This window comes from Mycobacterium sp., from assembly GCF_965229265.1.
GTDB lineage: Bacteria > Actinomycetota > Actinomycetes > Mycobacteriales > Mycobacteriaceae > Mycobacterium.
The window spans coordinates 1,760,542-1,783,471 of sequence record NZ_CBDDIY010000010.1; the positions used below are offsets into that span (position 1 = coordinate 1,760,542).

At 66.9% G+C, this 22,930-nt stretch carries 22 protein-coding genes; 9 read left to right on the forward strand and 13 right to left on the reverse strand.

Annotated elements, in window-relative coordinates; genetic code table 11:
* Positions 1-18 precede the first annotated feature (18 nt).
* Positions 19-159: a CorA family divalent cation transporter gene (locus tag ADBZ9K_RS10010; RefSeq protein ID WP_526619905.1), complete on the forward strand. Its 141-nt coding sequence runs from the start codon at positions 19-21 to the stop codon at positions 157-159.
* A 304-nt stretch (positions 160-463) separates the two neighbouring features.
* Complete coding sequence (locus ADBZ9K_RS10015; protein ID WP_526619906.1) at positions 464-3,955, forward strand: beta strand repeat-containing protein; 3,492 nt, start codon at positions 464-466, stop codon at positions 3,953-3,955.
* On the opposite strand, the gene ADBZ9K_RS10020 is transcribed toward ADBZ9K_RS10015, so the two are convergent.
* The 6 genes from ADBZ9K_RS10020 to ADBZ9K_RS10045 form a co-directional block, all read right to left on the reverse strand.
* A complete protein-coding gene (locus tag ADBZ9K_RS10020) occupies positions 3,952-4,548 on the reverse strand; it encodes a suppressor of fused domain protein (RefSeq protein ID WP_526619907.1) in 597 nt (198 codons plus the stop codon). The two genes, ADBZ9K_RS10015 and ADBZ9K_RS10020, sit on opposite strands and share 4 nt — an antisense overlap.
* The gene (locus tag ADBZ9K_RS10025) at positions 4,549-5,721 is read right to left on the reverse strand and encodes an ABC transporter ATP-binding protein (protein ID WP_526619908.1); all 1,173 of its coding nucleotides are present in this window, start codon (positions 5,719-5,721) and stop codon (positions 4,549-4,551) included.
* A gap of 11 nt (positions 5,722-5,732) precedes the next feature.
* The gene (locus ADBZ9K_RS10030) at positions 5,733-6,557 is read right to left on the reverse strand and encodes a carbohydrate ABC transporter permease (protein ID WP_526620882.1); all 825 of its coding nucleotides are present in this window, start codon (positions 6,555-6,557) and stop codon (positions 5,733-5,735) included.
* A gap of 10 nt (positions 6,558-6,567) precedes the next feature.
* Entirely contained in the window at positions 6,568-7,482 is a 915-nt protein-coding gene (locus tag ADBZ9K_RS10035) for a carbohydrate ABC transporter permease (RefSeq protein WP_526619909.1), read from the reverse strand.
* Positions 7,479-8,891, reverse strand: coding sequence for an ABC transporter substrate-binding protein (locus ADBZ9K_RS10040; protein ID WP_526619910.1), 1,413 nt, complete (start codon positions 8,889-8,891; stop codon positions 7,479-7,481). The genes ADBZ9K_RS10035 and ADBZ9K_RS10040 overlap by 4 nt, the downstream gene beginning before the upstream one ends.
* Positions 8,892-9,076: 185 nt before the next feature.
* Complete coding sequence (locus tag ADBZ9K_RS10045) at positions 9,077-9,595, reverse strand: general stress protein (RefSeq protein WP_526619911.1); 519 nt, start codon at positions 9,593-9,595, stop codon at positions 9,077-9,079.
* 152 nt (positions 9,596-9,747) lie between these two features.
* Here ADBZ9K_RS10045 and ADBZ9K_RS10050 point away from each other — a divergent pair, with 152 nt between their 5' ends.
* Together ADBZ9K_RS10050 and ADBZ9K_RS10055 are read left to right on the forward strand one after the other, a co-directional pair.
* Positions 9,748-10,356: a DUF4190 domain-containing protein gene (locus ADBZ9K_RS10050; protein ID WP_526619912.1), complete on the forward strand. Its 609-nt coding sequence runs from the start codon at positions 9,748-9,750 to the stop codon at positions 10,354-10,356.
* A 4-nt stretch (positions 10,357-10,360) separates the two neighbouring features.
* Positions 10,361-10,795, forward strand: a complete 435-nt coding sequence (locus tag ADBZ9K_RS10055; RefSeq protein ID WP_526619913.1) for a DUF4190 domain-containing protein — start codon at positions 10,361-10,363, stop codon at positions 10,793-10,795.
* On the opposite strand, the gene ADBZ9K_RS10060 is transcribed toward ADBZ9K_RS10055, so the two are convergent.
* Positions 10,792-11,760: an HpcH/HpaI aldolase/citrate lyase family protein gene (locus ADBZ9K_RS10060; protein ID WP_526619914.1), complete on the reverse strand. Its 969-nt coding sequence runs from the start codon at positions 11,758-11,760 to the stop codon at positions 10,792-10,794. The two genes, ADBZ9K_RS10055 and ADBZ9K_RS10060, sit on opposite strands and share 4 nt — an antisense overlap.
* 24 nt (positions 11,761-11,784) lie before the next feature.
* On the opposite strand from ADBZ9K_RS10060, the gene ADBZ9K_RS10065 reads away from it, so the two are divergent.
* From ADBZ9K_RS10065 to ADBZ9K_RS10080, 4 genes are all read left to right on the forward strand, one after another.
* A complete protein-coding gene (locus tag ADBZ9K_RS10065; RefSeq protein WP_526619915.1) occupies positions 11,785-13,092 on the forward strand; it encodes a magnesium transporter MgtE N-terminal domain-containing protein in 1,308 nt (435 codons plus the stop codon).
* Entirely contained in the window at positions 13,089-13,607 is a 519-nt protein-coding gene (locus ADBZ9K_RS10070; RefSeq protein WP_526619916.1) for a DUF1003 domain-containing protein, read from the forward strand. The genes ADBZ9K_RS10065 and ADBZ9K_RS10070 overlap by 4 nt, the downstream gene beginning before the upstream one ends.
* 118 nt (positions 13,608-13,725) lie before the next feature.
* Positions 13,726-14,910 (forward strand): lytic transglycosylase domain-containing protein, encoded by a 1,185-nt coding sequence (locus tag ADBZ9K_RS10075; protein ID WP_526620884.1) that lies wholly within the window; start codon positions 13,726-13,728, stop codon positions 14,908-14,910.
* Between the two features lie 43 nt (positions 14,911-14,953).
* A complete protein-coding gene (locus ADBZ9K_RS10080; protein ID WP_526619917.1) occupies positions 14,954-16,126 on the forward strand; it encodes a P-loop NTPase in 1,173 nt (390 codons plus the stop codon).
* Between the two features lie 86 nt (positions 16,127-16,212).
* Here the strand turns inward: ADBZ9K_RS10080 and ADBZ9K_RS10085 are convergent, their stop codons facing one another.
* The 5 genes from ADBZ9K_RS10085 to sigE all read right to left on the reverse strand — a co-directional run bounded on the left by ADBZ9K_RS10085 (position 16,213) and on the right by sigE (position 20,880).
* The gene (locus ADBZ9K_RS10085; protein ID WP_526619918.1) at positions 16,213-17,406 is read right to left on the reverse strand and encodes an IS481 family transposase; all 1,194 of its coding nucleotides are present in this window, start codon (positions 17,404-17,406) and stop codon (positions 16,213-16,215) included.
* Between the two features lie 120 nt (positions 17,407-17,526).
* The gene (gene tatB / locus ADBZ9K_RS10090; protein WP_526619919.1) at positions 17,527-17,973 is read right to left on the reverse strand and encodes a Sec-independent protein translocase protein TatB; all 447 of its coding nucleotides are present in this window, start codon (positions 17,971-17,973) and stop codon (positions 17,527-17,529) included.
* A 4-nt stretch (positions 17,974-17,977) separates the two neighbouring features.
* Entirely contained in the window at positions 17,978-19,474 is a 1,497-nt protein-coding gene (gene htrA, locus ADBZ9K_RS10095) for a serine protease HtrA (RefSeq protein ID WP_526619920.1), read from the reverse strand.
* Positions 19,475-19,553: 79 nt separating this feature from the next.
* Positions 19,554-19,988: an anti-sigma E factor RseA gene (rseA, locus tag ADBZ9K_RS10100; RefSeq protein WP_526619921.1), complete on the reverse strand. Its 435-nt coding sequence runs from the start codon at positions 19,986-19,988 to the stop codon at positions 19,554-19,556.
* A gap of 118 nt (positions 19,989-20,106) precedes the next feature.
* The gene (gene sigE / locus ADBZ9K_RS10105) at positions 20,107-20,880 is read right to left on the reverse strand and encodes an RNA polymerase sigma factor SigE (protein ID WP_526619922.1); all 774 of its coding nucleotides are present in this window, start codon (positions 20,878-20,880) and stop codon (positions 20,107-20,109) included.
* 214 nt (positions 20,881-21,094) lie between these two features.
* Here sigE and ADBZ9K_RS10110 point away from each other — a divergent pair, with 214 nt between their 5' ends.
* A complete protein-coding gene (locus ADBZ9K_RS10110; RefSeq protein ID WP_526619923.1) occupies positions 21,095-21,760 on the forward strand; it encodes an O-methyltransferase in 666 nt (221 codons plus the stop codon).
* On the opposite strand, the gene ADBZ9K_RS10115 is transcribed toward ADBZ9K_RS10110, so the two are convergent.
* Positions 21,705-22,718, reverse strand: coding sequence for a LysR substrate-binding domain-containing protein (locus ADBZ9K_RS10115; protein WP_526619924.1), 1,014 nt, complete (start codon positions 22,716-22,718; stop codon positions 21,705-21,707). The genes ADBZ9K_RS10110 and ADBZ9K_RS10115 overlap by 56 nt on opposite strands.
* Between the last annotated feature and the right edge of the window lie 212 nt (positions 22,719-22,930).

The following is a 22,930-nucleotide window of genomic DNA, read 5'->3' on the forward strand; positions in this document are numbered from 1 at the left end:
TTTGCCGCGGTTTCGACCATGATCGCCGCTATCTACGGCATGAACTTCGAGCACATGCCCGAGCTGTCCTGGGCATATGGCTACCCCGCGGTCCTGGCGCTGATGGCGACGGTGTGCGGGTTCTTGTACTTGAACTTCCGACGGAATCACTGGCTGTAGCGGCCTGACGGTGCTGATTTCGTCGCACCAAAGTTAACCAACCCTCTTCCCAGTGTTTGCGGTCTGAGTCGCTACAACGTCCGGTAATGCGACATTCTCGATGAACCGTGGGGTCAACCCGGTGTAGAGATTAGCTGAAGGTTTTGCCAAAAAAAGATGCCGAATCGTGATCTGTGTGGCTTAATGGTTGACGATCGTGACAATAAGCACACATCCGGGGGAAGTTATGTCGAGCTCGTCGGGGAACTCTCAGTCGGTCACACGTCGCCGCCGCCACGGGCGCGACCTGCCAGTATTGCGTTGGTTGCAGGTCGGAACCGCCGCCACCGGCGTAAGTGTGGCGTTGCTGGCCGCACCGGGTCTCGCGGCCGCCGACGAGGGCAACGCAGCCTCGGGCGCGGACTCCACGACGAAATCAGCAGAACCCCACCGCGGAACCGCCGGGACCGCACGCACCCGGGCCAACGCCCCGAAGACAACCAGCTCGGCCACCCGCGGCTCCAGTAAACGACCCAACCCCCTCGGCGTCGTGCAGCACAGCGCTGACCCCACCGAAACCGACAGCAAGACCGAAACACCCTCGGCGGCAACAACACCCGCCGCCACCTCGGCCCAGACCCCGGCGCCCGGCTCGAGCACCGTTCAAACCGCCCAGTCTGCGGTCACCATCCGCTGGCGCAAATACCCCGACCCAGTAACAGCACCGGTCACCGTGCGCGCCATCGTCGACGACACTCTGGACTGGATCGGGTTCAAGGACTTTGCCCCCACCGTGCCCGTTCCCGACGCGCCGGTGCCCGATCTAATCGCCGCAGCCTGGGTCGGTGTACGCCGCTTCCACTACACATTCTTCAACTCCACACCGATCCTGACCGCCCAGACCTACACCAAAGACCCCGAGACCGGGGTCATCACTGGCAGCGTCAAGAGCTACGACGCCGACGGCGACGTTATCAAGTACCGAGTCAACGGACAGCCCAGCCACGGCGCGGTCACCGTCAACGAGGACGGCACGTATACCTACACCCCGGACGCTGCCTACGCCCACGCCGGCGGGACCGACAGCTTCACCATCACCGCCACGGACTCCGCGGTTAATCCGTTCCACACCAACGTCATCGACGACCTGATCCACGCACTGAACCACGCTCTGACCGCCCTCGGTATCGCCACCATCCCCACGTCGGCGCCGAACAAACAAACGCTCACCGTGGCCGTCGGCCCGGCCAACCATGCGCCCGAACTAACCGCCTCCCTCGCGACGGCCGACGCCGAAACCGGGACCCGGGTGATCACCACCGCAACCGGTGACTCCGATGGCGACACCGTCACCGTCACCGTCAGCTCGCCAAACCACGGCACCCTCACCGACAACAGCGACGGCACCTACACCTACACCCCCGAAGCTGCCTTCGCCCACACCGGCGGCACCGACACCCTGACCCTCACCGCCACCGACAGCACCGGCGCCACCGCCACCCAAGTCCTCAGCATCACCACCACACCCATCAACCACAACCCCACCGTGACCGCCTCCCCCCTCGGGGCCGCCGGCGCCGACGGCTCACGCCTGATCGCCGTGAACACCAGCGACCCCGACGCCGACCCAGTCACCATCACCACCACCGCCAGCCACGGCACCCTGACCGCCCTGAGCGCCAACGAACTCAACACCCTGGGCCTGGCCGGCCTGACCCCCGGCACCACCGTCTACCGCTACACCCCCGAGACCACCTTCGCCCACACCGGCGGCACCGACACCCTCACCTTCACCGCCACCGACACCCTGCCCAGCGGCTCCACCGGCCCCGCCATCACCACCACCCTGGCCGTCACCACCGCCGCCATCAACCACAACCCCACCGTGACCGCCTCCCCCCTCGGGGCCGCCGGCGCCGACGGCTCACGCCTGATCGCCGTGAACACCAGCGACCCCGACGCTGACCCAGTCACCATCACCACCACCGCCAGCCACGGCACCCTGACCGCCCTGAGCGCCAACGAACTCAACACCCTGGGCCTGGCCGGCCTGACCCCCGGCACCACCGTCTACCGCTACACCCCCGAGACCACCTTCGCCCACACCGGCGGCACCGACACCCTCACCTTCACCGCCACCGACAACTACGACGCCGCCGCAACCACCCAACTCGCCGTCACCGTGGCGGCTGTTTCGGTCGCCGACGTAACCGATGGGCTCCCACCCTCGGCCTTCACCCCCTTCACTACGTCTGGAACGAGTTCCAGCCCAGATAGCGAAAGCGTCGCAGAAGCCTTTGATGGTGCAGTCTCGACGAAGTACCTCAACTTCGCCGGACCGGGATCAGGGGTCACGATCGACCTCGGGGCGGGTAACCAGGCGGTGGTGAATGGCCTTGGCCTAACCACCGCGAATGACTTCCCCGGACGCGATCCGAGCTCCTACGAACTGTATGGCTCTGCCGACGGAACGACCTTCGCGCTGATCTCATCGGGCCAACTCGCACCGCCAACCGAGCGCTTCACGGCATACCCGGACGTCACATTCGTGAACACCACGGCCTACCGCTACTACCGGCTGGTTTTCCCAACGGTTCTGTCGACGGACGATGCGTGCGAGGGAGGCCAATGCGTACAAATCGCTGAGATCCGACTTCCACAAGCCGCCAACATCGCACCCATCAACCACAGCCCCACCGTGACCGCCTCCCCGCTGGGAGCCGCCAGTGCCGACGGCTCACGCCTGATCACCGTGAGCGCCACCGACCCCGACGCCGACCCAGTCACCATCACCACCACCGCCAGCCACGGCACCCTCAGCGTCCTGAGCAACGCCGAAAAAGCCGAACTCGGCCTGACCACCACCGCCCCGGTCTACCGCTACACCCCCGAGACCACCTTCGCCCACACCGGCGGCACCGACACCCTCACCTTCACCGCCACCGACACCCTGCCCAACGACACCACCGGCCCCGCCATCACCACCACCCTGGCCGTGAGCACCGCACCCATCAACCAGAGCCCCACGGTGCAATCAGTCAGTGTCGGCGCCGGAGACTCCACTACCGGTGCCGTCGCCGGCACAGTGTCGGGCAGCGACGCCGACGGCGACACCCTCACCTACAGCGCCCCCGCCACGACTACCGGCGGAACCGTGACGATGGACCCAACGACTGGGGCCTTCACCTACATCCCCAACGACTCGGGGGGTTCCGGCTCGAGCGCCACCGGCTTGTTCGGCGGAAAGTTCGGCCAGAGTCAGGTGCTGGACGTAGCAACGAGCCCCGGTTGCGGCACATTGGGAGCCACCTGCACGGTGTCTGCATTCCACGATCCCTACGTCGCACCCTGGCCGAACAGGGTATTGGTCACTTGGGCTGACGGCGACTACGTGCAATTCGTGGATACCGGCTCAGTGATCGCCGGTCACCCAAACATTCAGCTGATCCAGTACGCCAGCGACGGCGTCCAAAAGCGGGTCATCTCGGCCAACGGGTATGTGAAGGCGCTCAGCGAAGGAGTGTTGTACATCGGGCAGCCGAACATCAGCGGAGGCACAGGCTACTTCGTATCCAACGCAGTAGGTATCGATCGAGCCACGCAAGACCACTACACCTTTACGGTGACGAACCTCAACCCGACCGCCCTCGATCTAGCCAACTACGACGCCAACTCGACACCGCTGGAGCCGGGACAGGCAGCGCACACCGATTCCTTCGTCGTCACCATCAGCGACGGCCATGGAGGAAGCACCACTACCACCGTGACGGTGCCGATCGTTCGCCCGACGACCGCGGCCGCGGCGCAGGAAGCCTAACCAGGTCGGCTCGCTCGGCGACGGGGATCGAGAACGTCAACCCCGTCGTCGAGCCAGGCTTGGCGCATGGCCCCGGCACCCTTGAGCCGGACCCAGGCGGCCTCGGTCTGCGTGACCGGCACCGCCGTCAGAAAGTGCACCGGCTCACGAGGCGGCGCCAACGGCAGGTCAGCAATGGCCGAATCACCAAGCAGCACAGCGGTAAACGGCGCCGACTCCCACAACGGCGCGGACAGGTCGATCAAGGCGTCAGCCACCAGCACCACGCCCTCCACTGCCGGGGTGGCCGCCACCACAGCCAGACTGCGCGCCAATCCGGGTGTCGGCGTGCTGCCCCGCAGGCTCATCACGATCTCGGCCCGCGGCCCGCGCAGCGGGTCGGCCAGCCCGGATGACGGCTCAGCCATCGGATGTCGCGAACATCCCAGCGTCACATAGTGTGCGACGCCCTGGGGATCAGGCCCGAACCGCAGCACCTCGATGCGGTCCAGGCCCAGGAACGTGACCGTGGCCGAATCCGGCTGCGCCCCGATGCCGGCATTGGCGAAGTGGCCGCGGACGTGGCCGCGTACCAGATCGGTCGGCTGGTTCACTTAGGCCGCGGGTGGGATGGTGAGGTTGACCCCGCTGTCGGCGTCGAAGATGTGCAGCTTGGTGGTATCGAAGGCCAGCTCGATGGTTTGTCCAACAGTCGCCTTCGAATCTGCGGAAAGCCTTGCCACAAATTCGTTTTCACCTGCCCCGGACTCGGCGGCCAGCTCCGCGAGTTGCGCCGCCCGGGCACCGGCGCCCGACGTCTTGAAGTACACGTACTTGTCGGCACCCAGCGACTCGACCAGATCCACCGTCACCTCGAACGTCAGCGCGCGAATACGTTCATAGACATCGAGCAGCGCGGCGTCGTCGAAATGCTCGGGGCGGATTCCGGCGATGATGTTGGCCGGCTTGGGATGGCGACCCAGGACGTCCCGAACCTCCGGGGTCAACGTCACCTCGCCGAACGGCAGCCGCAGCCCAATATCGGTGAGCGCGGCGGGGAAGAAATTCATCGCCGGTGAGCCGATGAATCCGGCGACGAACAGGTTCGCCGGCTTCCCGTAAAGCTCCTCAGGTGTCCCGATCTGCTGGGCTTCCCCGGCACGCAGCACCACGACCCGATCACCCAGTGTCATCGCCTCGGTCTGATCATGGGTGACATACACCGTGGTGGTGCCCAGCCGGTTCTGCAGCCGGGCGATCTCGCCGCGCATCTGCACGCGCAGCTTGGCGTCGAGGTTGCTCAAAGGCTCGTCCATCAGGAACGCCTTGGGCTGGCGCACAATCGCGCGACCCATAGCCACCCGCTGACGCTGCCCACCGGAGAGCTGGGCGGGCTTGCGGTCCAGAAGTTCGTTCAGGTCAAGGATTTTCGCGGTCTCCTCGACCTTCTTGGCGATCTCGGCCTTGGGCATCTTCGCCAGCGTCAACGGAAACGCGATGTTCTGCCGCACCGTCATGTGCGGGTAGAGCGCATAGGACTGGAAGACCATCGCGATGTCACGGTCGCGGGGTGCCTTCTCGTTCACCCGGTCGCCGCCGATACGCAGTTCGCCGGAGGTGATCTCCTCCAGCCCGGCAATCATGTTCAGCGTGGTGGACTTCCCGCATCCCGACGGTCCGACCAAGATGACGAACTCACCGTCGGCGATGGTCAGGCTCAGGTCCTTCACGGCCACCGCACCGTCGGGATAACTCTTGGTCACGTGGTCCAAGACGATCTCGGCCATAGAAAACCCCGCTACCCCTTCACCGCGCCGGATGTCAGCCCGGCGACAATCCGTCGTTGGAAAATCAGAACAAACACGATGATCGGGATCGTGATCACCATCGCGCCCGCCGCGATCGAACCGGTCGGTTCCTCGAACTGCGAACTGCCGGTGAAGTTCGCGATCGCCACCGGCGCCGTGATCGCAGCGTCGGTGGCCGTCAGCGACAACGCCAGCAGCAGGTCGTTCCAGGCGAAGATGAACACCAGGATCGCCGCCGTCACGATGCCCGGAGCGGCCAGCGGGGCGATCACCCGGCGAAACGCCTGCGCCGGTGTGGCGCCGTCCATCTTGGCGGCCTTCTCCAAATCCCAGGGAATCTCTCGAAAGAACGCCGAGAGCGTATAGATGGCCAGCGGCAGCGCGAAGGTGATGTAGGGGATGATCAGACCCGGCCAGGTGTCGAACAACCCGATTCTGCGCTCGATGTTGAACAACGGTGTCACCAAAGAGATCTGCGGGAACATCGCGATGAGCAACGCGGCGCCGATGAGCACCTTCTTGCCCGCGAAGTCCAGCCGTGCCACCGCGTAGGCGGCCATCCCGCCGATCACCACCGCGATCACGGTAGTGATCAGCCCGATGCCGATCGAATTGACCAGCGCGGAGCTGAACGCGTCACCGGTGAAGATGCCCTTGTAGTTGTCGAAGGTGATCTGCGACGGAATGAGCTTGCCGTCCTTGACCGTTGACGTGGGCTTCAGTGACAGGCTCAGGATCCACAAGACGGGGAACAATGCATAGACCACCACCAGGACGTCGATGATCACCCATGTCGCGGCCCGCCGGGCGCCCACCCGCTCCATCTCAGCGCCCCTCATTGTCCGTGCCAGGCGCCGAAGCGCCGAACAGCTTGATGTAGATGAACGCGATGACGGCTACGGATAAGAACACCAGCACGCTGATCGCCGAACCCAGGCCGATGTTGAACGCCTTGAACAGGTTGTCATAACCCAGGATCGACACCGATGCGGTGTCGTTGGCACCGCCGGTGAGTACATAGATGTTGTCGAAGATCCGGAATGCGTCCAGCGTGCGGAACAGCAGCGCCACCAGGATCGCCGGCTTGATCAACGGCAATGTCACCTTGATCAGCCGCTTCCACGGGCCCGCGCCGTCCACTTGCGCGGCCTTGAGCAGATCCTCGGGCACCAGCGCCAATCCGGCCAGCAACAGCAGTGCCATGAACGGCGTGGTCTTCCAGACTTCGGCGAGGACGACGACCGCCAGCGACGGAATCTGTTGAGTCAGCGGCGCAGTGCCCTCGGGCAGCAGGTTGGCCAGATAGCCGGTGCCCGGCGTCCAGGCGTAGTACCAGCTATAGGAGGCGGCGACGGTGACGATGCCGTACGGGATGAGGATCGCGGTGCGCACCACACCCTTACCGAAGGTGGTGCGGTGCATGACCAACGCGAGTGCCATGCCCAGTACGAACTCGACGGCCACCGAGATCACCGTGATGACCAGCGTGATGACGAAGGCGGTCCACCAGTACTTGTCGCTCAAAATCGTCTGGTAGTTCTCGAACCAGATGAACTTGGTGTCGGCCGGGCTGGCCAGGTTGTAGCGCTGCAAGCTCAGCCACAGCGCGTACACGATCGGGTAGGCGGTCACGGCGAGCATCAGGATGACCGCCGGGGCGATGAGCAGGTAGGCCAGCTTGCGCTGGGACCGGCGATCGTCGCTGCGGGCTGCCGTCGGGCCGGTCACGGTCGCGGTCATGGGATCAGGCCCTTGCCGTCGATCGCCTTCTGCACCTGCGTGGTGAGCTCGTCGGCGGTCTTCTCCGGGTCGATCTGAGTGATCGGGGCCAGCGTCGCCGAGATACGCGTCGAGACCGCCTGATAGTTCGGGGTGGCCGGGCGCACCGCCGCGGTGGTCAGCTGGTCGCGGATGATGGCGTACTGCGGGTACTTCTTCTGGAAGTCCGGATCGGAGTACAGCGAGGCACGCACCGCGGGCAGGCCGCCCTCGATGGAGGTGTACTTCTGATTCTCGAGGTTACGAATGCAGCGGATCGCCTCGAATGCCTCGGCGGGATGGCGGGTCGTCTTGGCCACCGCGAGATTCAAGCCGCCCAGCGTCACCCGGGTCGGCTGGCCGGGGATCACACCCGGATACGGAGCGAACCCGAACACCTCCTTGGCCGCATCGAAAGCGACGGTGAACTGATCATCGGTCGGGCTGAACGTTCCGGCGTCGTTGATGCTGCCGGCCAGTTCTGGCTTGGAATCCAGCGGCAGGAACGGCACCCCGCCCTTGACGGCGTTCTCCAGCATCGACGCGAACACGAACGGCCAGTTGACCTCGAGGGCGGCTTTACCCTGCTCGAGGGCCAGCCGTGCGGTGCCCTCGTCGGTCTGGGTCACCGACGGGTCGGCGCCGGGCGCGGTCGCCACCGCCTTGATGATCTGCAGCGCCTTGACCGTCGCGGCGCGGTGCTCGGGGGTGTCGGTGAGGGTGACCGTCTTGCCGTCGTCGGAGAGCACTTGCCCGCCTGCGCTTTCCAGCAGCGTGTTGAACCAGACCACCAGGCCCTCGTACTGCTTGGCCTGCACGGCGATCCAACTGGGCTTGCCCTCGTCATGCAACCGGGTGGCCTCGGCCACCATGCCGTCCCAGGTGTCCGGTGGCGGGGCGACCAAATCGGCTCGGTACCAAAGCAATTGGGTGTTGGTGGTGACCGGTGCGGCGTAGAGCTTGTCCTGCCACGTGGCGGTCTCCAGTGGGCCGGGCAGAGTGTTGTCGTTGGCGTCGGCCTCGGCCTGCCCGGCGGGATCCTCGGACAGCGGCAGCGCCCAACCCGCCTCGGCGAACTCGGCGGTCCACACCACGTCCAGCGCCATCACGTCCAGCGTGCGGTCGTTTCCGGTGAGCCGGCGCGCCAGCTGCAACCGCTGATCGTCGGCGGCCTTGGGCAGACTGCGCTGCTCGATGCGGAAGCGCCCGGAAAGTTCGTCGTTGCAACGCTTGGCGACGGCGGTGAACGTGGCCGTCTCGCTGGCGGGCGTGTAGAAGCTGACGACCAGGCCGTCGTCACTCGAACCGCAGGAACTGACCACCGAGGCGGTGGTCAGCGCGGCCAGCGCTACCGCACCCACTCGCCGAGCGCGTGCGCCTGGGCTTGCCACGACAACCGCCTCCCGTCGTCTCGACTCGCGGCGCAGCTGTCCGTGTTGGGCGCAGCCTGCATCACGACGGGTATTACCCGCGGGCAAACCGTAGAACCCCGGTGGCGTGATGTGCAACACTCCCACGCCGTATGCAGCGCAATCGTGATCCGCGCCGCACCACGAAATAGCGGTTTCGGCGCCCGCTAAATCGTCAAGCGCGCCAGCATGTCCCGCGCCTTCTCGGCGCTCTGCGGATCGCACAGGACGTCATAGCGGCCGGCAACCAGCTGCATCGTCGAACTGAAATCCCTTGTGCCGCGCGCCATGGCGTACGGAACCGACGATGTGATCAACCCGAAGATCACGCCGGCGACCACACCGGTGATCAGCGAAGCCCACGGGTTGGGGCTGAAGAAGCCCAACACCAGGCCGATGAAAATACCCAGCCAGGCACCGGTGATGACACCGCCGCCAAGCACCTTGGGCCAGGACAACCGGCCGGTGACGCGCTCGACCTGCATCAGGTCGACGCCGACGATGGTCACCTGTTGCACCGGGAACTGCTGATCGGACAGGTAGTCCACGGCCTTCTGGGCCTCGGCATAGGTGGGGTAGGAACCGATCGGCCAACCCTTGGGCGGGGTCGGTAGACCGACCGGCCCGCGGCGGGCCGCGCCGGCTGCGCCGCCGGGGTTCTGGCCGGGGGGAAAGGGGCTGGTCATATCTGCTCATTCTCCTGTCGTGCACGTCATTTGTCGCGTCGTATCAACCCGAGCGAAAGCGGCTTGATACCAGGTCAACGCGGTACCGCAGGCAATGGTGCCGCACGACACGCTAGTCCCGCGCCACCTGCGCATACGCTAGGTTGATCAGCATGACAGCTTCCGGCGGCGACTCCGGCGAAAAGCCGCAGAACGAGCGTGAGCAAGGTCCTCCCGAAGGCACCTACGAAGCCCCGCCCATCGAGCAGACGCCCACCCCGGCCGGGTACGAGGCCCCCGCGGGAGATGAACCCACTCCGACTCCTCCCCCACTGCCCTATCCGGGATATGAGGCACCCGGCGGGTTCCCGCCTTCGGGCTATCCGCCGCCGAGCTATCCCCCGCCGGGCTATCCGCCGCAGGCGGCCCCGCCGGGCTATCCCGCCGCACCGGCTCCCTACCCGGGCCCGCAGTACGGCGGCGCCTACCCGCCGCCCCCGCCGCAGTACGGCGCAGCGCCGTATCCGGGCGGCTACGCCTACCCCGATCCCGGTTCGGGAACCAACACCTTGGCCATCGCGTCATTGGTGGCCTCGGTGATGGGACTGATTCCGTTCTGTGGCTTTGCGCTGTCGATCGTCGGCATCGTGCTCGGTGGCGTCGCCCTCAGTCAGATCAAGCAGAACCGGCAAGGTGGCTACGGACTGGCCATCAGCGGGATCGCGGTCGGGGTCGCGACGTTGATTATCGGCATGATCTGGGCCATCTACGCGTGGCGCTGACCCGATGACCAATACGCCCCAGCCGGACGGCACGACGCCGCCCGCCGATCCCTACGCCCCGGTCGACTACCCGGCCAACTACCCGCCGGTGTATCCGACGCCCTACCCGGTGGGTTACCCCTACCCGCCGGGATATCCGGGCTACCCCGTCGACCCGTATGACCCCTACCGACCGACGAAACCGCCGGGCACCAACGGCAAAGCCATCGCCGCGCTGGTGACCTCGCTGGCCAGCCTGCTGCTCTGCGGGCTGCCCTCGATCGCGGGCATCATCCTCGGCATCGTCGCGATGCGGGAAACCAAACGCACCGGACAAGACGGTTTCGGCCTCGCGGTCGCCGGGGTGGCGGTCGGCGCGGTGATCCTGGCATTGGTGGTGCTCTACATCGCGTTCGTCGCCGTCCTCGCGACGAGCAGTACGCCCTACGTCAATAACTAGGCCGGCGGCACGAATCGGTCGCCCTGCCGGGCCATCCCGGCAGCCCTGCCTTTGCCGGCGATCACCAACGCCATCTTGCGGCTGGCCTCGTCGATCATCTCGTCACCGAGCATCACCGCGCCGCGGGCGCCGCCGGCCGTCGACGTGTGCCACTCGTAGGCCTCCAGGATCAACTCGGCGCGGTCGTACTCCTGCTGGCGTGGGCTGAATATCTCGTTGCCCGCCTCGATCTGATCGGGATGCAGCACCCACTTGCCGTCATAACCCAACGCCGCCGCGCGGCCGGCCACCCGCCGGAACGCCGCCACGTCACGCACCTTCAGATACGGGCCGTCGATCGCGGCGATCCCGTGCGCGCGGGCCGCGACGAGGATCGTCATCAGCACATGGTGGTAGGCGTCGCCGACGTCGTACCCCTCGGGCTGCTCCCCGACCACCAGTGTCCGCATGTTGAGGCTGGCCATCAGGTCGGCCGGACCGAGCACCAGCGCCTGGACCCGGGGCGCCCCCGCGATCGCGTCGATATTCCTCAGTCCCTTGGCATCTTCGATCTGCGCATCGATCCCGATCCGCCCGACCGGCAGGCCGTGCGTCAGCTCGAGCTGCGTCAGCAACAGATCCAGCGCATGAACGTGGCTGGCCTCGGTCACCTTCGGCAACACGATCACATCGAGATGACCCGAGGGTGCCGACGCGACCTCGGACACGACGCCGATCACGTCGAGATGGGTCCATGGTGTCGTCCAGTCGTTGACCCGCACGCCACGTAACTGTCCCGCCCAGCCGGGGCTCGCCAGCGCCGCACCGACCTGTTTGCGCGCCAGCGCCTTGGCGTCCGGGGCCACCGCGTCCTCGAGATCCAGAAACACCTCGTCCGCGGGTAATCCCTTGGATTTCTCGATCATCTTGAGACTGCTCCCGGGAACGGACAGACACGTTCGGCGGGGCCGATAGGCGTTCTCCACGCCTACACTCCTACCCTTTCAACCATGGCGTCGGTGAACAGGGTGTATGCGGCGCGGTTGGCGGGGTTGGTCGTACTCGGGCCAGACGGCGAGTCGCTGGGCCGTGTGCGCGATGTGGTGATCAGCATGAGCATCGTGCGACAACAACCGCGAGTCCTGGGGCTCGTCGTCGAATTGCTCACGCGCCGAAGAATTTTCGTGCCCATACTGCGGGTCACCGCGATCGAGCCCAACGCCGTCACACTCAACACCGGCAACGTGTCGCTGCGCCGGTTCGCACAGCGCCCCGGGGAGGTTCTGGTCCTGGGCCAGGTGCTGGACACCCGGGTCCGGGTCAGCGATCCGGAGTTACCGCAGATGGCCGGCGTCGACGTGGTGGTGATCGACCTCGGCATCGAGCAGAGCCGGACCAGGGACTGGCTGGTGACCCGGGTGGCGGTACGCAGCCAGCGCCGGCTCGGCCGGCGCTCGAGCGTGCAGGTGGTCGAATGGCAGAACGTGCAGGGCCTCACCCCGTCCGCGTTGGCGATGCCCGACCAGGGGGTAGCCCAGCTGCTGCACCAGTTCGAGGGTCAGCGTCCGATCGCGGTGGCCGACGCCCTGCGCGATCTGCCCGCCAAGCGCCGCACCGAGGTGATCAAGGCCCTCGATGACGAGCGCCTGGCCGACGTCCTGCAGGAGTTGCCCGAGGACGAACAGTCGGTACTGCTGATGCAGCTGGACACCGCCAGGGCCGCCGACGTGTTGGAAGCGATGGACCCCGACGACGCGGCCGACCTGCTCGGCGTGCTCAACCCCACCGAGGCGGAGGTGCTGCTGCGCCGGATGGACCCGGAGGACTCCGAACCGGTCCGGCGCCTGTTGAGCCACTCCCCCGATACCGCGGGTGGTCTGATGACCTCCGAGCCGGTGGTGGTCGCACCGGATACCACCATCGCCGAAGCGCTGGCCCGGGTGCGCGATCCCGATCTGACGCCGGCGCTGGCCTCGCTGGTGTTTGTCGTGCGGCCGCCGACGGCCACCCCGACGGGCCGCTACCTGGGCTGTGTCCACCTGCAGGCGCTGCTGCGCGAGCCGCCGGCAAGCCTGGTCAGCGGCATGCTCGACACCGGCCTTCCGCACCTGACGCCGGGCACCTCGCTGGGCGCGGTGACCCGGTACTTCGCCGCCTACAATCTGGTCTGCGGTCCGGTGGTCGACGAAGAGAACCATCTGCTGGGTGCGGTGTCCGTCGACGACGTGCTCGACCATCTGCTTCCCGACGACTGGCGGGCGGACTTCGAAGAACCGCAGCCGATCGATGAAGCGACCAGCGCAGGGGGGACGACATGAGCGACCTGTCCACGCCGCGCACCCCCAGCCGGCTCTCGGTCAACTTCGACCCCGAGGCGATCGGCCGGTTCAGCGAGTCGATCGCACGTTTCCTGGGCACCGGGCGCTACCTGTTGTGGCAGACGATCATCGTCATCGTCTGGATCGCGCTGAACCTGTTCGCCGTCCACTGGCGCTGGGACCCCTATCCGTTCATCCTGCTCAACCTCGCGTTCTCCACCCAGGCGGCCTACGCGGCGCCGCTGATCCTGCTGGCCCAGAACCGCCAGGAGAACCGCGACAAGGTCTCCCTCGACGAAGACCGGCGCCGGGCTCAGCAAACCAAGGCCGACACCGAGTTCCTCGCCCGCGAATTGGCCGCGCTGCGGCTGGCGGTCGGCGAGGTCGCCACCCGTGACTACTTGCGCCGCGAACTCGAGGAGATCCGCGAGCTGCTGGAGTCGCTGGAACCGGCGCCGTCAGCCGGCCGCAAGCCGGATCCTGCCGAACGGCGGTCTAAGAAGGCCGGTTCGTAACCAAGGTGACCAATGGATACCACCGGGGTCACGAAGCTATGTATGGTGACTTGGTTCACAGCGCAGGGCTTGATCTCTTGAGGACGGACAAGTGGGTATAGGGAACCGCGTCAGCCGGATGGTGCGGACTCCTGCATTCGGAATTGTCGTCCTCACACCGATCGTGCTCGCCGGTGCCGTGGGCGCCGCGCCGGATCTTCCCGGAGCGCCCGTCGTCGGCACCGAAGTCACCCCGCTGGCGGCTGTTTCACCGACGCCGGGCGATGCCTCGGGTGTCTCGGTCGTTGCCCTGGCCAAGCAGCCGACCAATTTCCACTTCGCCGCGGCGACGGTGTCGGCCCCGCCGCCGGCGATCGTGGTCAGCTCGCCCGGTTCGTTGCGCATCCCGGCGGTTCCGTTGGCCGCGTACCGCAACGCCGAGCAGGCCATGGCTGTCGCGGCACCGGGGTGCGGATTGAGTTGGAACCTGCTGGCCGGTATCGGCCGCATCGAGTCGATGCACGCCAACGGCGGTGCGACGGACGCGCGCGGCACCGCCATCAACCCGATCTACGGCCCCGCCCTCGACGGCACGCTGCCCGGCAACGAGGTCATCGTCCAGACCGTGCAGACCGGGCGTGCCGTCTACGCCCGGGCGATGGGGCCGATGCAGTTCCTGCCCGGCACCTGGTCGCGCTACGCCGCCGACGGCGACGGCGACGGCAAGGCCGACCCGCAGAACGTCTATGACGCGGCGCTGGCCGCCGCACGCTATCTGTGCAGCGGCGGGTTGAACCTGCGCAACCAGTCCCAGGTACTCACCGCGATCCTGCGGTACAACAACTCGATGGCCTACGCCCAGAACGTGCTGGGCTGGGCCGCCGCCTACGCCACCGGCGTCGCGCCGGTGGACCTGCCGCCGATCGTCGGTCCGGCGCCGGCCATCGGCGACGCCCACCTGGAAAGCCCCGAAGGGCTGGGACCGGGTCTGCCGATGAACGCGATCGGGTTGCCGTCGACCGATCCGCTGGCCCAGATCAACCTGGGCAATAGCGAGACCGCCGGGCAGCTCGCCCTGGGCCCGCTGCCCGGGCCGGTCGGTGCGTTGCCGCAGGCGCCCTGCCAGGTGATCTGCCTGGGCTCGCAGGCCCCGCCGCCGGTGGCCGCCGAGCCGGCCGACGCCGCACCCAATGCCGCACCGCCGCCCTGGCAGCCGCCGTGGTTGCTGCCGCCCCCGCCGGCTCCCGCGATGGAACCGGCCCCCGAAGCGCCTGTCGCCCCGCTACCCGCGGTGCACGGCGCACTGCCCGGCCCGGCCAGCTGAGAAGTTCGCACCTTCCCCGGGGTGATGCTCGGCGAAGACGGCCATGCCGTGCCGCCTAGACTCAGCCGTGATGTCTGAACACAACACAGAGCTCGCGGGTCAGGTGCGATCGGCGCTGGCCAAGGTGATCGATCCCGAACTGCGCCGTCCCATCACCGAACTCAACATGGTCAAGAGCATCGACGTCGGCGACGGCGGCGCGATCCACGTGGAGATCTACCTGACCACCGCCGCCTGCCCCAAGAAGACCGAGATCACTGAGCGAGTCACCGCGGCCGTCGCCGACGTGCCCGGCACCGGTGCGGTGACCGTCGCGCTGGACGTGATGAACGACGAGCAGCGCACCGAACTGCGCAAGCAGCTGCGCGGCGATGCCGCCGAGCCGGTGATCCCGTTCGCCCAGCCCGGCTCGCTGACCCGGGTGTACGCCGTCGCCTCCGGAAAGGGCGGAGTCGGCAAGTCGAGCGTCACGGTCAACCTGGCCGCCGCGATGGCGGCGCGCGGGCTGTCGGTCGGGGTGCTCGACGCCGACATTTACGGCCATTCGGTGCCGCGCATGATGGGCACCGACGAACGGCCCACCCAGGTGGAGTCGATGATCCTGCCGCCGATCGCCCACGACGTGAAGGTCATTTCGATCGCTCAGTTCACCCAGGGCAACGCCCCGGTGGTGTGGCGCGGCCCGATGTTGCACCGGGCGTTGCAGCAGTTCCTGGCCGACGTCTACTGGGGCGATCTCGACGTGCTGCTGCTGGACCTGCCGCCCGGCACCGGCGACGTGGCCATCTCGGTGGCCCAGCTGGTTCCCGGCGCCGAGATCCTGGTCGTGACCACACCACAGCTCGCCGCGGCCGAAGTCGCCGAGCGCGCCGGCGCGATCGCTCTGCAAACCCGCCAGCGCATCGTCGGCGTCGTGGAGAACATGTCCGGCCTGCTGATGCCCGACGGCACCACGATGCAGATCTTCGGCGAGGGCGGCGGCCGACAGGTCGCCGAACGACTCACCCAGGCAGTCGGCGCCGACGTGCCGCTGCTGGGCCAGGTTCCGCTGGACCCGGCGCTGGTGTCGGCCGGCGATTTGGGGGTTCCGCTGGTGCTCTCGGCCCCCGATTCCGCGGCGGGCAAGGAATTGCGCGGCATCGCCGACAAGCTCGTCGCGCGGCGGCGTGGGCTGGCCGGAATGTCGCTGGGTCTGGACACCACCCGCCGCGGCTGACCGACTTCGGCGCGCCACACGTCGCTAGGCGAACTGTGGTGTCTCGGGACATCGCTGACACTTATGTCGCGGGACATCGCTGACACTCATGGTGCCGGTTTGGGTTCGCGGTTGCGGTAGGTTCGGGTGGTTTTGTCGCCGCGCTGGTAGCTGCGGGTGGGGTCGGCGGTGAAGGACCGGACCAGAGTCGTGCCGCTGAAGATGGCGATGTGTTCGCCGTCGCGGATGCAGTGGCAGTCGTGTCCAGCCCAGCGTCGTCCAACGTTGACCTTGTAGGGCGGGATGAACAGGTTGCCGGAGTCTTCGCTGACGATGTGGCGGCTGACGAAGACCGCGGACGGCAGTGGGCGCTGAGCGGGCCGGGCCGGGCCGGTTGCGGCGAGGACTTCGGCGGGGGTGGCCCCGCGCAATGTCCGGTGTCGGCGATGGTGGTTGTAGAAGGTGCGGAATTCAGCGAGTAGCTCGTTGAGCTCGTCGAGAGTTCTCGCCGCTGGTCGGGCGCGAAGCCATCGCTTGAGCGTCTGCCAGAACCGTTCGATCTTGCCGCAGGTCTGCGGGTGATAGGGGGCAGAGTTGATGGTGCGGGTGCCCAGCGCGTGCAGGTTGGTCTCGAATGCCGACTCGAAGTTTCGATGCCGTCCGGTGTAGACAAGTCCGTTGTCGGTCAACGACATTGATGGGATACCGCACTCGGCGATAGCAGCCATCATCACCTCCCACACCAACTCCGGGGTGCCCGCGCCGGCAGCGGCGAGCAGGCCGGGCACATACCGGGAGTGGTCATCGAGAGTGCCGGCGATGGCCACCAGGGTGTCATCGGCCAACGCCCATTGGGTCCAGTCGGACTGCCAGCATTCATTGGGCCGATCGAAGCAAAACCGCTTGGTGGCCGATTTCGGCCGCTTCTGTGGCTGCGGGATGATCGCCCCGCGCCGGGTAAGGATGTGCCACACCGTCGACACCGAGGGTGTGGCGATACCGTCGCGCTGCAACGACCACACGATCGACTGCGCACCGTGATCAAGGCCCTGCTCGATCAGCTGCTTGCGCCGCAACACGATCACTTCCTCGATCTCGACCGGGGTCTGACCCGGCGAGGTCCGCGGGCGCCGCGAGAGCTCCTGCAGCCCCTCGATGCCGCCGTAGCGGAATCGTCGACGGTACTTGTAGAACGTCTCCCGACTGATCTGATTGTCACGGCAAAACTGGGCCACGTTCTCGATCTGCCCGGCCAACGCTGCAGCCATGCGAATGTCCATCTCCGTCACCTTCTGGGCCATGAATCATCATCACGGCCCTACTCAGGTGTCAGCGATGTCCCGCGACATGCACCTGTCAGCGATGTCCCCGAACAGAACACGTCGCTAGGCGAACGAAAGCGCGCCGAATCGCGGGAAACGCTAGGTCGCGTCGGAATCGAACGGCGCTGGGGTCCCGGGCGGCAACGGGTCCGAAACCGGTTTGGGGGTCTCAGGCGGGAGTTGGGGCTGGGGTCCTCCGGCACTGTGCGGCTTGTCGCTACCGGATGTCGCCGGCCCAGCGGCTCCGGGTGCCTCGAACGCACCGGTGAGCCACGAATCGTCGCCGTCGAGCAGATGTTTGGTCAGCGCCGCCCGCGGGGTCATCCCGCGCAGTTTCTGCAGCTCGCTCAGCGGCTGTCGCAGGTCGTCGAATTCAGGTCCCAGATCATCGCGGAGCTGGCTGGTCGCGCCGCTGATGTAGTCGCGCGCCTGCCGCAGCGTGCTGGACGTCCAGCGGATGGCGCCCGGTAGCCGCTCCGGGCCCAGGATCACCAACCCGACCACGACCAGCAGGAGCATCTCGCCCCACCCGACGTTGGCGAACATCGTGTCAGTTGTCCGGCGCGGGGTTCACCGTCAGCGTGACCTTGCGACCGTCACGGATGACCTCGATGGGAGCGTCCTGTCCGATCTTGAGCTGCCGGATCGCGACCGCGAACTCGTCGGCGTCGGCCACCGTGCGGTTACCGACCTTGACCACGATGTCGTTCTCCAGGATGCCGGCCTTCTCAGCCGGGCTGCCGGCCTTGACGTTGGCCACCTGGGCGCCCTGAGCGAGGTCGTTGCTGACCGAACGGGCCGACAGCCCGAGCGTCGGGTGCGAAACCTTGCCGTCCTTGATCAACGCTTCGACCGTCTCCTTGACCTCGTTGACCGGGATCGCGAAGCCGAGGCCGCTGGCGCTGTCGGACAGCGACTTTCCAGCGGTATTGATGCCGATCACCTCGGAGTTCATGTTGATCAGCGGGCCACCGGAGTTGCCGTGGTTGATCGAGGCGTCGGTCTGGATGGCGTCGATGACGGTGTCGGTGTCCGACCCCTCACCGGACAGCGGAATCGGCCGGTGCAAGGCGCTGATAATGCCGTGGGTGACGGTGCTGCGCAGGCCCAGCGGGGCGCCGGCGGCGATGACCTCATCACCGACGTGCACCTTGTCGGAGTCGCCGAATCGGGCCACCGTGAGGTTGTCGACGTTGTCCACCTTGAGCACGGCCAGGTCGGTCTTGGGGTCGCGGCCGACGAGGTTGGCCGGAACCGCCTTGCCGTCGTTGAACACGACCGAGATCTTGAACTTGCTCGGATTGGTGGCGGCATCGGAGATGACGTGGTTGTTGGTGACGATGTAGCCGCGGCCGTCGACGACCACGCCGGAGCCCTGGGCGCCTTCGTCGTCGCTGACCGCCTCGATGGTGACGACGGAGTCGGCCACCGACGCGGCCACCTTGGCGAAGCGGCCGGGCGGCACCTCGCCGGTGCTGTTGGTCGCCAGCGACACCTTGGAGGTGGTGAACGCCTCGACCACCTCGGCGGTCTTGCGGCCGACCCAGCCGCCGGCGACGCCGATCAGAAGAGCGACGATGCCCAGCACCGCCAGCGCCGCGTAGGACACCCGTCCGCCGAACAACACCTCACGCACACCGAGCTTGCCGGTGGGCTCCGCGCTTACGGCCCGCACGGGCACGTCCAGGGCCGGGGTGCCCAGCCCCGCGGCCGAGCCCGGATCGCGCCACGGGTCGTCAGGCTCGTCGGGTTCGTCCTTGTCGGCGCCGAGGGCACCGGCGTCGGCGGGGTGGCGCTGCAGCGATTCGCCGCCCGGGTAGGGCCGGCCGAACGCCTCGTGCAGCACCGGGTCGGCCGGCTGGTCCTTGGGTTGGAACTCAACCTCGCCGCGGAACTTGGCCGGGCGCAGTTCCTCGGCGATGAACGATCCGTCCACGCCGGAGGGACGACCGAAGGCGCGGGTGGCGGCCGGGTCGACCGGCGGCCGCGAGACCGGGCGCGGGGCCAGGCGGGGGCCGGTGCCGGAACTGTCTTGATTGGGGCTCAAGTTCAACCTCTATCCAAGCGCTCAGTTCAGAGCGCGCGCTACGGGACCGAGCACGGCGCTGCTGGAGTTCACGTCCACCCTACCGGCGCTTACGCCGGCCACGGTCCGTGCCGTCAGCTAACTGGTCGGCGAGTCCGGGTTCGATGTCGCCCCCGGTACGGCTCCGGCGTTCGGGTACCACCGGCTCGTCCGGTGTGGACTGCGGGATCTGCGACAACAACCCCAACAGCGTGCTCGGCATGCTGATCGGCAGCGAGTCGCGCAGTGCGGTGCGCGCCTGACTCTGGCCTTCCACCTCGGCGGCGCACTGCGGACACAGCGACAAATGGTGCGCCGCCCGCAGGTAGGACTTCATGCGCAGTTCGCCGTCGACATAGGCGGCGATGGCCTCGGTGGACAGATGCTCGGTGGAGCCGAACTGGCGGGGCGCTCCGACCGGGGCGTCGCTCTGCGAGGCAAACTGTGCGGGGAGCCAGGAGAACGCTCGACGGAACACGTGTCCACGATCGACCATCACCGACTCCTCTCGATCGCGCCAGAGTTCGCGCCGCTAGGTCGAATGTAGCGCGCGCAGGCCGCAAGGACATGACATGACGACCACTTGCGGCCGCTGCCGCGGTCAGGCCGGCGGGTTAAGCCGACTCGGCGGTGAAGTCGTCGAGCTCCCGCTGGCCCGAGTGCGCCGCGAGGTAGTCGCGCAGCGCCTGGCGGCCGCGATGGATGCGGCTGCGCACGGTTCCCAGCTTGACGCCGAGCGTCGCGCCGATCTCCTCGTACGAGAGTCCTTCGATGTCGCACAGGACCACGGCGGCGCGGAATTCCGGCGCCAGCGAATCCAGCGCAGCCTGCAGATCCGGCCCGAGCCGCGCATCGTGATAGATCTGCTCGGGGTTGGGCCCCTCGGCCGGCACCCGGTCGTAGTCCTCGGGTAGCGACTCCATGCGGATCCGGCCACGACGACGCACCATGTCCAGGAACAAGTTCGTGGTGATGCGGTGCAGCCAGCCCTCAAAAGTGCCGGGCTGGTAATTCTGGACGGAGCGAAAGACCCGGATGAAGGTCTCCTGGGTGAGATCCTCGGCGTCCTGCTGATTGCCCGACAGCCGGTAGGCCAGCCGGTACACCCGATCGGCGTGCTGACGCACCAACTCGTCCCAGGACGGCATGGCCGTCCGGTCGCCGGTTGCGTCGAACACCGCGGTGCCCTGCAGCTCGTCGGACGGCTCAACCCACTCCGCGTCGCTCAACTGCTCGACGTGGGACATGTGGGCGGGAGCCATCAGTGTGGTGGTCGTCGGATCCTCCTGGCTGATCTGCGTCGGCGGCTCGTTGCCGTCGACCGCATCGAAGCTGACAACACGAGCGCCATCGGGCGTATTCCCCGACCAGCGTTCCCAGTGTTCCATGCCGCTACCGTTCCCCACACCGGTGTGGGAGGCATGTGAGCAAACTGAGCGTCCTCTGAGAAATACTTTCGTTACCTTTTCTGTGCTGGGCCGATACCGGCGTGCGACCCGCGAGATTCGGGACCTGGCATCGGTGTGTCGCCGGGGCCGGGCACCGGTTCCGTACCGGGCGCGCCTGCCCGCACGGCGATCCGGTTGCTCTACGCTGCTCAGAATGGCCACTACAGAGGACCAATCAGGCCAGCCGGGGCCCAGTCGCGCCGACCGCATACTCGCTCATGCCGAGGGGTCTATCTCCGAAGACACCATCGTGGCGGCCGCCCGGGAACGGGCTGTCGACGCCGGCGCCGGGGCGGTGACACCGGCCGTTGGAGCTCTGCTCAGCGTCTTGGCCCGGCTATCCGGCGGCAAAGCCGTCGTCGAGGTTGGAACGGGCGCCGGCGTGAGCGGGCTGTGGCTGCTCTCGGGTATGCGTGACGACGGCGTCCTGACCACCATCGACATCGAGCCCGAACACCAGCGCATCGCCAAACAGGCGTTCAGCGAGGCCGGAATCGGACCGTCGCGCACCAGGCTGATCGCCGGCAGGGCCCAAGAGGTCCTCACCCGACTCGCCGATGAGTCCTATGACCTGGTGTTCATCGACGCCGCACCGGCCGACCACGCCGATTTCGTGGCCGAGGGAGTGCGGCTGCTGCGTCCGGGAGGCGCGATCGTCGTCCACCGCTCGGCGCTCGGCGGACGCGCCGGAGATCCGGCCGCCAGCGACCCCGAGGTCTCGGCCGTGCGGGAGGCCGCGCGCCTCATCGCCGAGGACGAGCGCCTTACCCCTGTGCTGGTACCCCTCGGCGACGGGATGCTGATCGCGGCGCGCGACTAGGTGTGCGGGTCGCGGCGGCGTCGCCGTTGCGGATGGCGTCGCCGTTGTGGAGCGGGTTGCCGTTGCGGTGAACAGAGCCGGGTGCACTCAGGATGATCTCCGAGAGCCGGGCCGTCGCCCGGCTGACCTCAGCCAGCGGGCGAGAGGCTAGATAAACCGGCCACAGCACCGGCGTGGCCAGCGCTATCCGGCGCAGGTCGGGTACCCGCCGAGCCTCGCTGTCGGGCATGATCGCGCTGCCGATCCCGCGACGGATCAACTCGGCGAACTGGGGAAAGCCCAGGGTCAGTTCGTGCTGGGTCGGCGCCTCGAGCCCGACCGCATGGAATGCCCCGTCGACGAGAGAGCGCAGACCGAATCCCGGCGGGAAGCCCACCAGGCCCTCCCCGGCCAGCTCGGCGATGTCGATCGCCTCGCGCGCTGCAAGCGGATGGTCGGTACGGCAGACGAAGGTGAGCGGGTCCTCGAATAGCAGGTTCATCTCGAGCTGGGGTGGGAACCGCTGTGGCGCGGAGACCAAGGCCAGATCCAGCGTGCCCTCGATGAGCTCGGGCAGGTACGCCCACGAACCGGTCTGCGACATGTGCGAGCGCAACCGCACTCGGGGGTTCTCCTCGGCGAAGTCACCTAGGGCCGCGACATAGTCCAGCGGACCCCAGGAGATCAGCATGCCGAAGTCGACGGTGCCCGAGAAGCTCGCAGTCAGCTCGAGCACCGATTCCTTCGCGACGGTGGCCGCTCGCAAGACATCGGCGGCCCGATCGCGGAACTCCTCGCCGGCAACGGTGAGCTTGATGCGCTGACGGCTGCGGTCGAACAATTGCACGCCGAGTTCGTGCTCAAGTTTGCTAATACTGGTCGATAGCGCAGACTGCACGACGTTGGCCCGCTCCGCCGCCCGGGAGAAACTCATCTCACCAGCGACAACGAGGAAGTATTCCAGCTGGCGAAGTTCCACCACAGGAACTTATCAGACCAAACTCACTCGTGCCGAAAATTTGCTGTATGTGCAGGTAATGGGAAACTAGCAAATTTCTCCTGATGCGTACATATCTCGTTGCTAAATAGGTCTGATCTACAAACGTGATGTCATCGCAATTGAGAATGACCCGTATCAATAACAGTCATTGGACTTGCAATAGCCGCTCTGCTTGTATCGTCGATGTCACC

Bases quoted from the DNA above. Each gene is read 5' to 3' on its own strand.
- tatB (WP_526619919.1), bottom strand. From the start codon at position 17,973: ATGTTCGCCAACGTCGGGTGGGGCGAGATGCTCCTGCTGGTCGTGGTC.
- ADBZ9K_RS10050 (WP_526619912.1), top strand. From the start codon at position 9,748: ATGACAGCTTCCGGCGGCGACTCCGGCGAAAAGCCGCAGAACGAGCGT.
- ADBZ9K_RS10080 (WP_526619917.1), top strand. From the start codon at position 14,954: ATGCCGTGCCGCCTAGACTCAGCCGTGATGTCTGAACACAACACAGAG.
- ADBZ9K_RS10075 (WP_526620884.1), top strand. From the start codon at position 13,726: ATGGTGCGGACTCCTGCATTCGGAATTGTCGTCCTCACACCGATCGTG.
- ADBZ9K_RS10055 (WP_526619913.1), top strand. From the start codon at position 10,361: ATGACCAATACGCCCCAGCCGGACGGCACGACGCCGCCCGCCGATCCC.
- rseA (WP_526619921.1), bottom strand. From the start codon at position 19,988: ATGGTCGATCGTGGACACGTGTTCCGTCGAGCGTTCTCCTGGCTCCCC.
- ADBZ9K_RS10070 (WP_526619916.1), top strand. From the start codon at position 13,089: ATGAGCGACCTGTCCACGCCGCGCACCCCCAGCCGGCTCTCGGTCAAC.
- ADBZ9K_RS10045 (WP_526619911.1), bottom strand. From the start codon at position 9,595: ATGACCAGCCCCTTTCCCCCCGGCCAGAACCCCGGCGGCGCAGCCGGC.
- ADBZ9K_RS10065 (WP_526619915.1), top strand. From the start codon at position 11,785: ATGGCGTCGGTGAACAGGGTGTATGCGGCGCGGTTGGCGGGGTTGGTC.
- ADBZ9K_RS10010 (WP_526619905.1), top strand. From the start codon at position 19: ATGATCGCCGCTATCTACGGCATGAACTTCGAGCACATGCCCGAGCTG.
- ADBZ9K_RS10035 (WP_526619909.1), bottom strand. From the start codon at position 7,482: ATGACCGCGACCGTGACCGGCCCGACGGCAGCCCGCAGCGACGATCGC.
- ADBZ9K_RS10085 (WP_526619918.1), bottom strand. From the start codon at position 17,406: ATGGCCCAGAAGGTGACGGAGATGGACATTCGCATGGCTGCAGCGTTG.
- sigE (WP_526619922.1), bottom strand. From the start codon at position 20,880: ATGGAACACTGGGAACGCTGGTCGGGGAATACGCCCGATGGCGCTCGT.
- ADBZ9K_RS10025 (WP_526619908.1), bottom strand. From the start codon at position 5,721: ATGGCCGAGATCGTCTTGGACCACGTGACCAAGAGTTATCCCGACGGT.
- ADBZ9K_RS10110 (WP_526619923.1), top strand. From the start codon at position 21,095: ATGGCCACTACAGAGGACCAATCAGGCCAGCCGGGGCCCAGTCGCGCC.